15 protein-coding genes and 1 tRNA gene are annotated in these 12825 nt (G+C 69.4%); 13 read left to right on the top strand and 3 right to left on the bottom strand.

Going from position 1 to position 12825, the window contains the following annotated elements:
- Positions 1 to 13: 13 nt before the first annotated feature.
- A complete protein-coding gene (locus NFR93_RS02910) occupies positions 14 to 616 on the bottom strand; it encodes a vitamin K epoxide reductase family protein (RefSeq protein WP_251449873.1) in 603 nt (200 codons plus the stop codon).
- 398 nt (positions 617 to 1014) lie between these two features.
- Here NFR93_RS02910 and NFR93_RS02905 point away from each other — a divergent pair, with 398 nt between their 5' ends.
- Positions 1015 to 3597 (top strand): Rne/Rng family ribonuclease, encoded by a 2583-nt coding sequence (locus NFR93_RS02905; RefSeq protein WP_251449871.1) that lies wholly within the window; start codon positions 1015 to 1017, stop codon positions 3595 to 3597.
- Positions 3598 to 3621: 24 nt separating this feature from the next.
- On the opposite strand, the gene NFR93_RS02900 is transcribed toward NFR93_RS02905, so the two are convergent.
- On the bottom strand, positions 3622 to 3888 hold the full coding sequence (locus tag NFR93_RS02900; protein WP_251449869.1) for a DUF4031 domain-containing protein: 267 nt from the start codon (positions 3886 to 3888) through the stop codon (positions 3622 to 3624).
- A 157-nt stretch (positions 3889 to 4045) separates the two neighbouring features.
- Here NFR93_RS02900 and rplU point away from each other — a divergent pair, with 157 nt between their 5' ends.
- From rplU to NFR93_RS02840, 12 genes are all read left to right on the top strand, one after another.
- Entirely contained in the window at positions 4046 to 4354 is a 309-nt protein-coding gene (gene rplU / locus NFR93_RS02895) for a 50S ribosomal protein L21 (protein ID WP_251449867.1), read from the top strand.
- An 18-nt stretch (positions 4355 to 4372) separates the two neighbouring features.
- Positions 4373 to 4630, top strand: coding sequence for a 50S ribosomal protein L27 (rpmA, locus tag NFR93_RS02890; RefSeq protein WP_251449865.1), 258 nt, complete (start codon positions 4373 to 4375; stop codon positions 4628 to 4630).
- Between the two features lie 94 nt (positions 4631 to 4724).
- Entirely contained in the window at positions 4725 to 6233 is a 1509-nt protein-coding gene (gene obgE, locus NFR93_RS02885; protein WP_251449863.1) for a GTPase ObgE, read from the top strand.
- Positions 6230 to 7072, top strand: a complete 843-nt coding sequence (gene proB, locus NFR93_RS02880) for a glutamate 5-kinase (protein ID WP_251449861.1) — start codon at positions 6230 to 6232, stop codon at positions 7070 to 7072. Before obgE ends, proB begins: the two co-directional genes overlap by 4 nt.
- Positions 7069 to 8328 (top strand): glutamate-5-semialdehyde dehydrogenase, encoded by a 1260-nt coding sequence (locus tag NFR93_RS02875; protein ID WP_251449859.1) that lies wholly within the window; start codon positions 7069 to 7071, stop codon positions 8326 to 8328. Before proB ends, NFR93_RS02875 begins: the two co-directional genes overlap by 4 nt.
- A 51-nt stretch (positions 8329 to 8379) precedes the next feature.
- Entirely contained in the window at positions 8380 to 8604 is a 225-nt protein-coding gene (locus NFR93_RS02870; RefSeq protein ID WP_251449857.1) for a hypothetical protein, read from the top strand.
- A 10-nt stretch (positions 8605 to 8614) separates the two neighbouring features.
- The gene (nadD, locus tag NFR93_RS02865; protein WP_251449855.1) at positions 8615 to 9211 is read left to right on the top strand and encodes a nicotinate-nucleotide adenylyltransferase; all 597 of its coding nucleotides are present in this window, start codon (positions 8615 to 8617) and stop codon (positions 9209 to 9211) included.
- Positions 9208 to 10275: a hypothetical protein gene (locus tag NFR93_RS02860; protein WP_251449853.1), complete on the top strand. Its 1068-nt coding sequence runs from the start codon at positions 9208 to 9210 to the stop codon at positions 10273 to 10275. The genes nadD and NFR93_RS02860 overlap by 4 nt, the downstream gene beginning before the upstream one ends.
- The gene (gene rsfS, locus NFR93_RS02855) at positions 10272 to 10649 is read left to right on the top strand and encodes a ribosome silencing factor (RefSeq protein ID WP_251449851.1); all 378 of its coding nucleotides are present in this window, start codon (positions 10272 to 10274) and stop codon (positions 10647 to 10649) included. The genes NFR93_RS02860 and rsfS overlap by 4 nt, the downstream gene beginning before the upstream one ends.
- A gap of 80 nt (positions 10650 to 10729) precedes the next feature.
- Positions 10730 to 10805, top strand: a tRNA-Ala gene (locus NFR93_RS02850).
- Positions 10806 to 11004: 199 nt separating this feature from the next.
- Positions 11005 to 11196, top strand: coding sequence for a helix-turn-helix transcriptional regulator (locus tag NFR93_RS02845; protein ID WP_251449849.1), 192 nt, complete (start codon positions 11005 to 11007; stop codon positions 11194 to 11196).
- A gap of 158 nt (positions 11197 to 11354) precedes the next feature.
- On the top strand, positions 11355 to 12464 hold the full coding sequence (locus NFR93_RS02840) for a site-specific integrase (RefSeq protein WP_251449847.1): 1110 nt from the start codon (positions 11355 to 11357) through the stop codon (positions 12462 to 12464).
- A 3-nt stretch (positions 12465 to 12467) separates the two neighbouring features.
- Here the strand turns inward: NFR93_RS02840 and NFR93_RS02835 are convergent, their stop codons facing one another.
- Positions 12468 to 12758: a hypothetical protein gene (locus tag NFR93_RS02835; protein ID WP_251449845.1), complete on the bottom strand. Its 291-nt coding sequence runs from the start codon at positions 12756 to 12758 to the stop codon at positions 12468 to 12470.
- Positions 12759 to 12825 lie beyond the last annotated feature (67 nt).

The raw sequence follows: 12825 nt of genomic DNA, 5'->3' as shown, positions 1-12825 counted from the left end.
GGGCCGTCGTCGGTCAGAACAGCGAGCCCAGGACGTCCAGCTGCAGCTGTGCGAGCACGGCGACGATCGCGTAGGAGATGACCGCCAGCAGCGGCATCCACCCCATGAGCGTCTCGGCGCCCCGCCGGATCGGCGCGGGCGCCGGGACCAGTCCCGACCTCACGAGGTGCAGCAGGACCGCGTAGAACGTCGGAATCGTCACCGCCCAGGTCACCATGCACCACGGACAGAGCGTGCCCAGCACGTAGATGCTCTGGCTGATGAGCCAGAGCACGAAGCCGAAGGCGAACGTCATCCCGGCGGCGAACAGCCACCAGAACCAGCGGGCGAATCGAGCGCCGGCGAGGATCGCCATCCCGACCACGATGGGTGCCACCCACCCCGCCAGCCCGATCACCGGGTTGGGGAAGCCGAACACGCTGCCCTGCCACGCCTCGAGGTTCTTCGTGCACTGGACGAGGACGCTGAAGTCGCACGACGCGATCGCGTCCGGATCCTGCAGGAGGTGGAAGCGCTCCATGGTCAGCGAGAACGCCGCCCACCAGCCCACGGCCCCCGCGATGATCAGCCAGACGGCGAGCGCTGCGGGGCGGGTGTGCGTGCGGGCGTTCGGCATGCCTCGGATTATGGCATCGCGTGCTGTGCCCCTCCTGCCGACTCCCGACTGGCTTCCCGCCCGTGTGTGTCGTCCGGATCACGTGACCTCGCCGAGATGACGGGCTGCGTGCGGGCGGAGCGGGTGTTTTCGCCCCGATCACGCGATCCGGACGGGCGAGGGGACGCGTCGGCACGCAATTCGGGCGGGATAGTGCGATAATGGGGGCTGATCGGTCGCGGCCGCGCCGCCACCGCATCACCGAAGACTTCAGGGCGACGACCGCCCTTGCAGGGAGCATCCCCGCGACACGCGCCGGGATCGCCTCCACACCGAGTGAGTTCGCGGCACCGCAGGTGCGGCGCCGCACGAGATTTCGCCGGGCGACGCGCGGTGCGCCCGCAAGGAGTAAGCCAGTGATGGCCGATGAGACAACCGACCGAGACCACAACCACGACGCTGAGGCGACGCCGGAACCGATGACGGATGCCGCTTCGGCGGCCCCCGGGGAATCCCCGACGAGCGGGGGATCCGACCTGATCGCCGCTGCTGGCGAGGCGCCGGCGGTTGCCGCCGACGTCGGGACGGAGCCGGGCGTCGCCGACACGGACGCCGCCCCCGCCGCTCCTGAAACGGCCGCGGCAGACGGCGAGACCGCTGAGCCCGAGGCGAGCCTCACGGACGCACCCTCCGACGAGAGCTCGACGGACGCACCCTCGGAGCAGGCCGCCGCCGAGCTGACTGCCGCTGAGCAGGCCGCTGCTGAGCAGGCCGCTGCTGAGCCGGCTGCCGCTGAGCCGGCCCCTGCCGAGCCCGCTTCCACTGAGGCGACCGCATCGGAGCCGTCCACGGCGATCCCCGCGCACGCCGAGCCGACGGACGCGGAACCCGCCCCTGAGTCCGGCTCGCCCACCGCGGTGAGCTTGGGACTGCTTCCCGAGACGTTCGTGTCGGCGGTGTCCACGCAGCTCGTGTTCTACGCCCCCGAGATCACGCCGCTGCCCGCGCGTCCGGGCCAGGACCGGGGCCAGGACCGCGGACAGGATCGCGCGCAGGACGACGAGCCGCAGTCCGGCGCGGCCGGGAGCGGGTCGAGCTCCCGCCGACGCGGTCGCCGCCGCGGCGGATCCGGCGGCGACGAGACCCCCGAGGCCGTTGAGCGCGAGCCGCGCAAGCGCGCCGTCGAACTGATCACCGAGCCGCAGCGCATCAAGGGCTCGACACGCCTGGAGGCGAAGAAGCAGCGACGTCGCGACGGCCGCGAGGCCGGGCGTCGCCGGGCGGTGGTGACCGAGGCCGAGTTCCTCGCGCGCCGCGAGGCCGTCGACCGCGAGATGGTCGTCCGCTCGAAGAACGGCCGCGTGCAGATCGCCGTCCTCGAAGACAACGTCCTCGTCGAGCACTACGTCGCCCGCAGCCAGGACGCGTCGCTGATCGGCAACGTCTACCTCGGCCGCGTGCAGAACGTCCTGCCCAGCATGGAGGCGGCGTTCGTCGACATCGGACGCGGACGCAACGCCGTCCTGTACTCGGGCGAGGTGGACTGGGACGCCGTCGAGACCGGCAACCAGCCGCGACGCATCGAGCTCGCCCTCAAGAGCGGCGACAAGGTGCTCGTGCAGGTGACGAAGGATCCGGTCGGACACAAGGGCGCGCGCCTGACGAGCCAGATCTCGTTGCCCGGGCGGTACCTGGTCTACGTGCCCGGAGGCGCCATGAACGGCATCTCCCGCAAGCTTCCCGACACCGAACGAGCACGCCTGAAGAAGATCCTCAAGGAGGTGCTCCCGGAGTCCAGCGGCGTCATCGTCCGCACGGCGGCCGAGGGCGCGACCGAGGAGCAGCTGACGCGCGACGTCCAGCGCCTCACCACCCAGTGGGAGCACATCGGCACTCAGGTCGAGAGCATCCAGGCACCTGCGCTCCTGCACTCCGAGCCGGATCTTCTCGTGAAGATCGTGCGTGATGTCTTCAACGAGGACTTCACGAGGATGCTCATCCAGGGCGAGGACGCGCACCACACGATCTCGAAGTACCTCGAGTCCGTCGCGCCGGATCTTCTCGAGCGTGTCCAGGCCTACGAGGGCGACCACGATCCGTTCGACGAGTTCCGCATCACCGAGCAGATCGAGAAGGCCCTCGACCGCAAGGTCTGGCTGCCGTCCGGCGGATCGCTGGTCATCGACCGGACCGAGGCGATGACGGTCATCGACGTCAACACGGGCAAGTTCGTCGGTTCCGGCGGAAACCTCGAAGAGACCGTCACCAAGAACAACCTCGAGGCGGCCGAGGAGATCGTCCGTCAGCTGCGGCTGCGGGACATCGGCGGCATCATCGTCGTCGACTTCATCGACATGGTCCTGGAGTCCAATCGCGATCTCGTCCTGCGGCGTCTCGTCGAGTGCCTCAGCCGCGACCGCACCAAGCACCAGGTCGCCGAGGTCACCTCGCTCGGACTCGTGCAGATGACACGCAAGAAGCTGGGACTGGGCCTGCTGGAGACCTTCAGCGAGGCCTGCGACGTGTGCGCCGGCCGCGGCGTCATCGTGCACCACGATCCCGTGGTCAAGCACCGCTCCAGCGGCGGTTCGGCGCCTTCTGGTCGTCGCCCCCGCGGTGGCGGGAGCCCCGCGCCGTCCAACGGCAACGGAAACGGCGGCGGCACCCACGTGATCACCGAGGGCGTGAAGTCCGCGCTCGCCCAGATCGCGGCCTCGACGATCCACCATCACGACGAGGTTCCTGCGGCGGAGGTCGCCCCCGTACCCGAGGCGGCGGCCGAGCCGGCCGAGGAGCCGCGGAGCGCCGAGCGTCCGAAGAAGCGCAAGAAGCGACAGGATGCCGGCTCGCGCGCTCCGAAGACGGAGGCCGACCTTCTGCTCGACTCGGTGCTCAACGCGCTTCCCGAGCCGAAGGCGCCCGGCCAGGGACGCGGTCGACGCCGCGTGACCACGGCCGCGCTGACGGGCACTCCGGTCGCCCACACGCCGGACGAGGGCTGATCCTCACCGCCGCTGGGCGCGAGCTCAGCGGCGGTCCCGCGCGCGGACCCGCAGCCCCGAGGCGATGAGCCGGCGGACCAGCTCGTGGCCGGTGACGTGCTGCGCTCCCGCGGCGACGAGACGCGCGTGCGCGTCCTCGGGGACGTCGTAGTGGTCGAGGTCGAAGCCGCGGCGAGGAATGCCGTGGGCCGCGGCGAACGCGTGCAGTTCTCCGAGGTCGGAATCGCTGACCAGGTGAGCCCACAATCGGCCGTGCGCGGGCCAGCGAGGGTCGTCGATCAGAATCGCCACGGGCCGATCCTAAGGGCAGGGCCGGACACGCGGCCCGCGGCTTTTGCCTGTGGTCGCGGCATCCGGTAAAGTATCCCTTTGGTGCGTCGAGAAATCCGCACCGCGTCTTTGTCTGACATCCGAGCGCGTGCGCTCCCAGAAGAAAAACAGGTGTGAAGTGGTTTACGCAGTAGTGCGCGCCGGCGGCCGTCAGGAGAAGGTCGAGGTCGGCACGATCGTCGTCCTGGATCGCCAGGCCGCCAAGATCGGCGACAACATCGAGCTGCCCGCCGTCCTGCTCGTCGACGGCGACGCCGTCACGACCGACGCCGACAAGCTCGCCAAGGTGACCGTCACCGCCGAGGTCCTCGGCGAGGAGCGCGGCCCGAAGATCGTGATCCAGAAGTTCAAGAACAAGACCGGTTACAAGAAGCGCCAGGGGCACCGTCAGGACCTCACGCGCGTCAAGGTCACCGGCATCAAGTAAGCCACAGGAGACGCAGAGATGGCACACAAAAAGGGCGCAAGCTCCACCCGTAACGGTCGTGACTCCAACGCTCAGCGCCTCGGCGTGAAGCGCTTCGGCGGTCAGCAGGTTCTCGCCGGCGAGATCATCGTCCGCCAGCGCGGCACGCACTTCCACCCCGGCGCCAACGTCGGCCGCGGTGGCGACGACACCCTGTTCGCCCTGTCGGCCGGAGCGGTCGAGTTCGGTCAGAAGGGTGGCCGCAAGGTCGTCAACATCGTGGCGGCCGCGGAGTAATCCGCTCGGTCCACACACCTCGGGAGGGGGCGGGCTTCGGCTCGCCCCCTCCCTGCACTCGTACACATATCCACACCGACCCGAGGGGGAGCGCATGGTCACGTTCGTCGATCGCGTGACACTGCATCTGCGCGCCGGCAAGGGCGGAAACGGCTGCGTGTCGGTCCGTCGCGAGAAGTTCAAGCCGCTGGCCGGACCCGACGGCGGCAACGGCGGTCACGGCGGGGACGTCGTGCTCGTCGCCGACCCGCAGGTCACCACGCTTCTGTCGTACCACCACTCGCCGCATCGCACCGCGGGCAACGGTGGTTTCGGCATGGGGGACCATCGCTCGGGCGCGGCAGGCGAGTCGCTCGAGCTGCCCGTACCGGTCGGGACCGTGGTGAAGGACGACGACGGATCCGTCCTCGCCGACATGATCGACCCCGGGATGCGCGTCGTCGTCGCCCCGGGTGGCCTCGGTGGCCTCGGAAACGCCGCGCTGTCGTCGCCGAAGCGGAAGGCTCCCGGGTTCGCCCTGCTGGGCACGCCCGGCTGGGAGGGCGACGTCCACCTCGAGCTGAAGACCGTCGCCGACGTGGCCCTGGTGGGATTCCCCTCCGCGGGCAAGAGCAGCCTCATCGCCGCGGTCTCGGCGGCCCGGCCCAAGATCGCCGAGTACCCGTTCACGACGCTGCACCCCAACCTCGGTGTGGTGCAGGCCGGGGACGTGCGCTTCACAGTCGCCGACGTGCCTGGCCTCATCGAGGGCGCCAGCGAAGGACGGGGCCTCGGGCTGGAGTTCCTGCGGCACGTCGAGCGCTGCACCGCGCTGGTGCATGTGCTCGACTGCGCGACGCTGGATCCGGGCCGCGACCCGCTCACCGACCTCGAGGTCATCCTGGCGGAACTCGCCGCCTACCCCGTGCCGGACGGACAGACACCGCTCCTCGAGCGGCCGCAGCTCGTGGCGCTGAACAAGGTCGACGTCCCCGAGGCCAAGGAACTGGCCGACCTGGTCCGGCCCGACCTCGAGGCGCGAGGCTTCCGGGTGTTCGAGATCTCCACCGTCAGCCACGAGGGCCTGCGACAGCTCACCTTCGCGTTGGGCGGGATCGTGGAAGAGCATCGCGCGGCGGCCGCGGCGACGCCGGCTCCCGAGCGGATCGTCATCCGCCCGAAGGGGTCGGTTCGCGAGTTCACCGTACGTGTCGAAGGCGGCACGTACGGCAACATCTACCGGGTGCTCGGCGAGAAGCCGGTGCGGTGGGTTCAGCAGACCGACTTCCAGAACGAAGAGGCGGTGGGCTATCTCGCCGACCGCCTCGAGAAGCTCGGCGTCGAGGACGAGCTGCTCCGATCCGGCGCGCAGCCGGGCTCGACGGTCGTCATCGGTGAAGGCGACGGAGTCGTGTTCGACTGGCAGCCGGCGCTCAGCTCGGTGGCGGAGCTCATGACCGCTCCGCGCGGAACGGATCCGCGCCTGGACATGAACCCCCGTCGCACGACGTCGCAGCGCCGTGAGCGCTACCACGACATGATGGACGCCAAAGCGCAGGCCCGCGCGGAACTGGAGGCAGAGCGCCTCGCGCAGCGCGGACGGGACGACGAGGAGGAAGGGTGAGCGCACGCGAGCGCGGCGACATCGCCGCCGCACGCCGCATCGTGGTGAAGGTGGGGTCGTCGTCGATCAGCGGCGAGAACTCCGCCAAGATCCAGCCCATCGTCGAGGCGCTCTCCAGCGCCCACGGCCGGGGCATCGAGGTCGTTCTGGTCTCGTCCGGCGCGATCGCCACCGGGATGCCTTTCCTGTCTCTCGACGCCCGTCCCGCCGATCTCGCCACTCAGCAGGCGGCAGCGGCCGTCGGGCAGAACGTCCTCATCTACCGTTATCAGGAGGCCCTGCGGCCGTTCCGCATCGTGGCCGGGCAGGTGCTGCTCACCGCCGGCGACCTCGAGAACGCGACGCACCGTTCGAACGCGCGACGCGCGATGGAGCGTCTGCTGGGCCTTCGCATCCTTCCGATCGTCAACGAGAACGACACCGTGGCCACCCACGAGATCCGCTTCGGCGACAACGACCGCCTGGCCGCCCTGGTGGCCGAGCTCATCGGGGCGGACGCCCTCGTCCTGCTCAGCGACATCGAGTGCCTGTACACCCGCCCGCCCGGTCAGCCGGGCGCAGAGCCGATCCACCGCGTCGCCTACGGTGACGACCTCCACGGGTACGAGTTCGGCTCGGTCGTGGTCAACTCGGTCGGCACCGGGGGAGCGGCCACCAAGGTGTCGGCGGCGCGCCTGGCGACGGCGGCCGGAGTGGGGGTCCTCGTCACGAGCGCGGATCTGGTCTCCGAGGCGCTGGAAGGCGGCGAGATCGGCACCTGGTTCCAGCCGAACCCCGAGCCCGCGGCGCCCGCGCTCACCGGGCCCGTCCGCACCGGCGTCGGTACACTGGCCCGATGACCACGACCCTCACGAGCGCCCGAGAGCGGATGCTGCGGGCCAAGGACGCGTCGCGATCGATCGCTCTGCTCTCCGACGATGCCAAGCGCCTGGCGCTCGAGGCGATCGCGGCCGGTATCGAAGCGGCGACCGACCGGATCGTGGCCGCGAACGTCGACGACCTGCGGCGCGGCGAGGCGACCGGTCTGTCCGTCGCCCTTCGTGATCGCCTGCGCCTGGACGCGCCGCGAGTGCGCGCACTGGCCGGCGCGGTCCGCGACATCGCCGCACTGCCCGACCCGGTCGGTCGCGTGCTGGACGAGCGGGTGCTGGACAACGGGCTGCGTCTGACCAAGATCTCTGTCCCGTTCGGCGTGGTGGGCTCCATCTACGAGGCGCGTCCGAATGTGACCGTCGACATCGCCGCCCTCGCTCTGCGTTCCGGCAACGCGGTGGTGCTGCGCGGCGGTTCGGCGGCAGAGCGCACGAACGCCGCGCTCGTGACGGCGATCCGCGGAGCGCTGGCGGACTGCGGAATCGACCCCGAAGCCGTGCAGAGCGTCGACGAGTTCGGCCGCGAGGGCGCCCGCGAGCTCATGCGGGCGCGCGGAATCGTGGACGTCCTGGTTCCCCGGGGCAGCGCCCAGCTCATCGAGACGGTGGTCACCGAGTCGCAGGTGCCGGTGATCGAGACCGGCGCGGGCGTCGTGCACATCCTGCTCGATGCGACGGCGCCTGTAGACTGGGCGACCGACATCGTCGTCAACGCCAAGGTCCAGCGGCCGAGCGTGTGCAACGCGGTGGAGACGGTCCTCGTGCACCGCGAGGCAGCAGACCGGCTCGTCGGTCCTGTGGTGGAGGCGCTGCAGGCTCAGGGTGTGACGGTTCACGGCGACGCCGCGGTCGCGGCGATCGCCGCCGGGACCGTCCCCGCCACAGCAGACGACTGGTCGACCGAGTACCTCGGTCTCGATCTGGCGATGCGCGTCGTGGACGACCTGGATGAGGCCCTCGACCACATCCGGCAGTACTCCACCCATCACACCGAGGCCATCATCACCCGAGACGACGCCAGCGCCCAGCGCTTCCTCGCCGAGGTGGACTCCGCAGTCGTCGCGGTCAACGCCTCCACGCGCTTCACCGACGGGGGAGAGTTCGGCTTCGGTGCCGAAGTGGGGATCTCCACCCAGAAGCTCCACGCTCGCGGTCCCATGGGGCTCGCCGAGCTCACCAGCACCAAGTGGCTCGCGCGCGGCGCCGGGCAGGTCCGGGCCTGACGGCATAAACTGGATCCGCCCCGTGTCCGGGGCGGACGGAACGGAGTACGAATGACCTTCGCCACGATGATCGCCCTCGCCGCGGAAGAGGCCGAGCACCACGGCAACGTCGCGCTCGAGACCTTCTGGTACGGCGCCGTCGCCCTCGTCGTGTTCGGGGCGCTTGCGCTGGTCACCGTCTCGTACCGCAACGTGGCCAACCGCCACTCGCACAAGGCCGATGCCTACGCGCGTGCCCACGCCAACGACGTCCAGCGGGCGGGGCACGGCCACTAGGGCCGCCTGAATGTCGGCGACGAGATCCCCGAGGATCGGGGTGATGGGTGGGACCTTCGATCCCATCCATCACGGACACCTCGTCGCAGCGAGCGAGGTCGCGCAGTCGTTCGATCTGGACGAGGTGGTCTTCGTGCCCACCGGGCGTCCCTGGCAGAAGATCGATGTGTCGCCGAGCGAGCACCGCTACCTCATGACCGTGATCGCGACGGCGTCCAACCCGCGCTTCACCGTGAGTCGCGTCGACATCGACCGCGGCGGGCCCACGTACACGATCGACACCCTCCGCGATCTGAAGGTACTTCGCCCCGACGCGGACCTGTTCTTCATCACCGGGGCGGACGCCTTGGCGCAGATTCTCAGTTGGAGGGACCATGATGAACTCTGGGACCTCGCCCATTTCGTGGCCGTCTCGCGCCCTGGCCACGTTCTGAGCACCGAGGGCCTGCCGACCGAAGACGTCAGCCAGCTCGAGATCCCCGCCCTCGCCATCTCGTCCACGGATTGCCGCGAGCGGGTGGAGAGCGGGAACCCGGTGTGGTATCTCGTTCCCGACGGCGTCGTCCAATACATTGCGAAGCACCACCTCTACCGGAGCAAGGAATGACTGAACCCGAGCAGCCGGCCACCCCACCGCTCACCCGCAAGCAGCTGCGGGAGATCCGCAACACCGGGGCCAATCCGATCGTCACGACCGCCGCGATCGATGCGGCTACCGCCGGCGGCCAGCAGGAGGCAGTCGCGGTCGAAGAGCCCGCGCCCTCGGACGACACCACGGCCGAGACAGCCGAACCGACGCCCGTCGCTCCGCTGCCACGTGCGGCCGAGCCCGCCGTCGTCGCCGAGCGCCCCGCGCCCGATGCCTCCGTCGACCTCGGAGCATCGCCGCTGACCCGCCGTCAGGCGCGACAGCAGGAGCGGATCCGCACCGCGTCCGTCCCGGTGATCACCCCGGACCTCGTCGCTGCGCACGCCTCCGCCTCGGGCGCCGCGCAGAAGACGGCGGCTCGCGCCGTCCTCGAGTCCGAGCGCCCCGCCGATCGGCCGTCCGAGGACGTGACCACCGAGGCCGACGACCAGAAGGTCGAAGCGGAGGAGACCTGGCTCGGCGAAGGCGGGGCGCCTGCTCCGCGCGAGGACGACGACCGTGCGGCGGAGGAGCCTGAGGCCGAGCGCGTCGTGAACCCCGCGCTCGGCGCCGACCTGCTCGCCGGCGACGCCGCACCGGTGGAGCTGCCGCCCTCGTTCGATCAGCTCCTCTCGCGGTCATCGGCGGGATCGACCAGCACTCCGAACGCCCTCATCGTGTCGCAGGCTCCCGCCGCGGCACCCCTCGTTGCACCGATCACCTCGACCGGCGACGTGCTCATCACCGGGACGTTCAACCTCCCGGAGGGGCTGGGGTCCACCGGTCACGCGCTGGGCACAGCCGACGGCAAAGAGGTGGACGCGGTCCTGGTCGACGGTGAGCTGCCCGCCCACTCGTCGCCGACCCCGATCGCTGCGAGCGCGGCGATCAGCACGTCCAAGTCTGCGGGCGACATCATCAAGCCCCCTGCGCCCGAGAAGGGCAGCCGCCTCATGCTCACCCTCGCGATCACCGCCGGTGCGCTGGCCCTCGCGCTCGTGGGCGTGCTCATCCTCGCCTTCGTGACTGGAGTATTCGCATGACCGCCACCGAGCAGGCCCACCGGATGCTGCAGATCGCGGCAGAGGCCGCTGATGCCAAGGGCGGGGAGGACCTCGTCGCGCTGGACGTGTCGGGTCCGTTGCCGCTGGTCGACGTCTTCCTCCTTGTCACCGGCCGCAACGAGCGGAACGTGGCAGCCATCGCCGACGAGGTCGAGGACCGACTCCTGCAGGAGGGACACAAGCGTCTTCGGCGCGAAGGGCGTCAGGAATCTCGGTGGATCCTGCTGGACTTCGGCGACCTGGTCGTCCACGTCTTCCATGAGCAGGAGCGCATGTATTACGGCCTCGAGCGGCTGTGGAAGGACTGCCCTGTCGTGCCGTTCGAGCTGCCGGCCCACACCCCGCTGGAGTGACGACGCGGGTGCTGTCGTGGTTCGGAGCACGCCCGCGGATGTAGTAATCTAGTGGGGTTGCCCCGCGCGGGTGACAGTGAGGGCCTGTGGCGCAGCTGGTAGCGCACCTGCATGGCATGCAGGGGGTCAGGGGTTCGAGTCCCCTCAGGTCCACCAAAACTCCCGGTAAAGCACTGAATCTTCACTCCCTGATCAGGGAGCTCGAATGTTTGGTAGTCGTTTACTGGACACTTCGCCGGGTAGCCGCAGTGCGCTCTCGGACCTTCTCGAAGTATCTGGAAGGTACGCGGCATCGCCCGCGCACCTTCGCTATATGGACGTCGTTGGCACCTCAGAGTCGGGACACGGGAACTACGTGTCGCTGGCTGAGCTTGCCGCGCAACTCAAAGTCTCCGTGCAGACGATCTACGATCTGCGGAGCAAGGGCCGTGGACCCCGTGGATTCCGCGTCGGCACGCAGTTGAGGTTTCGCGAGAGCGAGATCGACGCGTGGGTGCAGCGCATGGAGCTGGCCGACGAGCAGCGCCACGCCGGCGGTGCGTCGTGAACGGCGGGCGGCCGCGCACGCTGATTGGCTCATACGGAGCTATCAGCGTCAGCAGGCGGGGATCGTCGTACGTGGCGTTGGCGCGCATTCGCGACGCCGACGGGCGCCTGCGCAGAGTGACGGGTGCTGCGCGTACGGAGTCGGCCGCTCGAGCCCGTTTGAAGGAGCGACTCCTGGACAGACCGGGGTTCGGGTCCGGAGGCCTGCTCGATCTCAGCAGCTCCTTCCGTGACCTCGCTGATCTGTGGCTCGAGGATCTGGAGCTGCGCGAGCTGTCCGATGGGACGAAGAAGAACTACCGTGATGATCTCCGCCTCCGCGTGCGGCCGCAGTTCGAGCACTTCGCACTCGGTGAGATCACGACGGGCCGCGTGGAATGGTTCCTGCGCTCTGAGAATGCGGTGTCACCCTCACGCGCCCACCACTCGCGGACGGTTCTCAACCAGCTCTTCGGTTTTGCTCTTCGGCACGACGCGATCCCGCGGAATCCGGTGCAGGGAACGAGTCCATTGCGCCGACAAAAGGGCGAGCGTCAGGCGTTGACCGTCGAGCAGATCAACGCGATCCGTGATGCCGCGGGTCGCTGGCGGACCGGCCCCGACATCAAGGGGCCAAAGCCCGATGGTCAGGTGCGCGACATCATCGAGGTGCTCCTCGGAACCGCTTTGCGCATCGGTGAGTGCCTCGCACTCCGCGTGTGCGATGTCGAGGACGGTCCCAGCGGGATGACGATCTCGGTGAATGGGACGGTCGTGTTGCGCACGGGCAGTGGCGCCGTGCGTCAAGACCACCCGAAGACCGAGCACTCTATCCGCCGGATCGCGGTCCCCGACTTCGCAGCGAACGTCCTTCGAGCACGGCTCGCTGGCATCCCGGCAACCGACCCTCAACGGACCATCTTCGCCAATCGTGCGGGCAAGCCACTGAGCCCGTTCAATGTGCGACGTACCTTCCGAGCGTTCCTCGAGCTGGCGGATCTCGCGGGGGAGGGGATCACCCTTCGCTGGTACCGGCGCACGGGCGCAACCGTCATCGCGCGCGGGGCGAGCGCCGACGCTGCCGCGACCTTCCTCGGCCACGGATCGACTGCGATCACAGAAGGGCACTACATCGAGCCCGACCGCAGCGTGGATCGGGGGCCGGCAGGAATCCTCGAGCGGACCCTACGACGCGTGAACCCCGATACCTCGCTGCTCTCGAACGATGACGGAGCGGGCGATGATCCGGCGCTGGACTTCCTCGACGAGGAAGACATCGAAGCGGCCTAGCAGCTACTCGATCGGTTGCCCTCGATCGTTCGTGCCCCAACTCGCGATTGGCCCGCCGTTCGGGCCGTGGTTCCGCAGGAACTCGCCGTGTACCCGCTCGCACGCGAGGCGGAGGGTTGATGACCAGCCGATGACCTCGCCCCGGAAGCTGGCCTGGTAGCGAACTTCAGTGGCGTTCAGCCGGCGGAGCTCGATGGTGCCGTACACCCGGTCGAAGCCGTCGACCAAGCTCCACGTGCCAGTGGGACCTTCCTGCGCTGCGAGAAGCGGGTGCCACCGGTGCGGTTCGGCCATTGTGCATCCTCCTCCGGCCGAACAAGCACGAGAGTAGCCCCACCAACAGACATCGCCACGCGAGCTG

Origin of the sequence: Microbacterium sp. Marseille-Q6648 (assembly GCF_943181415.1) — a bacterium.
Taxonomy (GTDB): Bacteria; Actinomycetota; Actinomycetes; order Actinomycetales; family Microbacteriaceae; genus Microbacterium.
Note: the sequence above shows the minus strand (reverse complement) of the source record. Positions and strands in the feature narration are given on the sequence as shown.

Coding starts and splice junctions, on each gene's coding strand:
- NFR93_RS02860 (WP_251449853.1), top strand. CDS start 9,208: ATGACTGAACCCGAGCAGCCGGCCACCCCACCGCTCACCCGCAAGCAG.
- NFR93_RS02875 (WP_251449859.1), top strand. CDS start 7,069: ATGACCACGACCCTCACGAGCGCCCGAGAGCGGATGCTGCGGGCCAAG.
- NFR93_RS02835 (WP_251449845.1), bottom strand. CDS start 12,758: ATGGCCGAACCGCACCGGTGGCACCCGCTTCTCGCAGCGCAGGAAGGT.
- obgE (WP_251449863.1), top strand. CDS start 4,725: ATGGTCACGTTCGTCGATCGCGTGACACTGCATCTGCGCGCCGGCAAG.
- NFR93_RS02905 (WP_251449871.1), top strand. CDS start 1,015: ATGGCCGATGAGACAACCGACCGAGACCACAACCACGACGCTGAGGCG.
- nadD (WP_251449855.1), top strand. CDS start 8,615: ATGTCGGCGACGAGATCCCCGAGGATCGGGGTGATGGGTGGGACCTTC.
- NFR93_RS02910 (WP_251449873.1), bottom strand. CDS start 616: ATGCCGAACGCCCGCACGCACACCCGCCCCGCAGCGCTCGCCGTCTGG.
- rpmA (WP_251449865.1), top strand. CDS start 4,373: ATGGCACACAAAAAGGGCGCAAGCTCCACCCGTAACGGTCGTGACTCC.
- rsfS (WP_251449851.1), top strand. CDS start 10,272: ATGACCGCCACCGAGCAGGCCCACCGGATGCTGCAGATCGCGGCAGAG.
- NFR93_RS02870 (WP_251449857.1), top strand. CDS start 8,380: ATGACCTTCGCCACGATGATCGCCCTCGCCGCGGAAGAGGCCGAGCAC.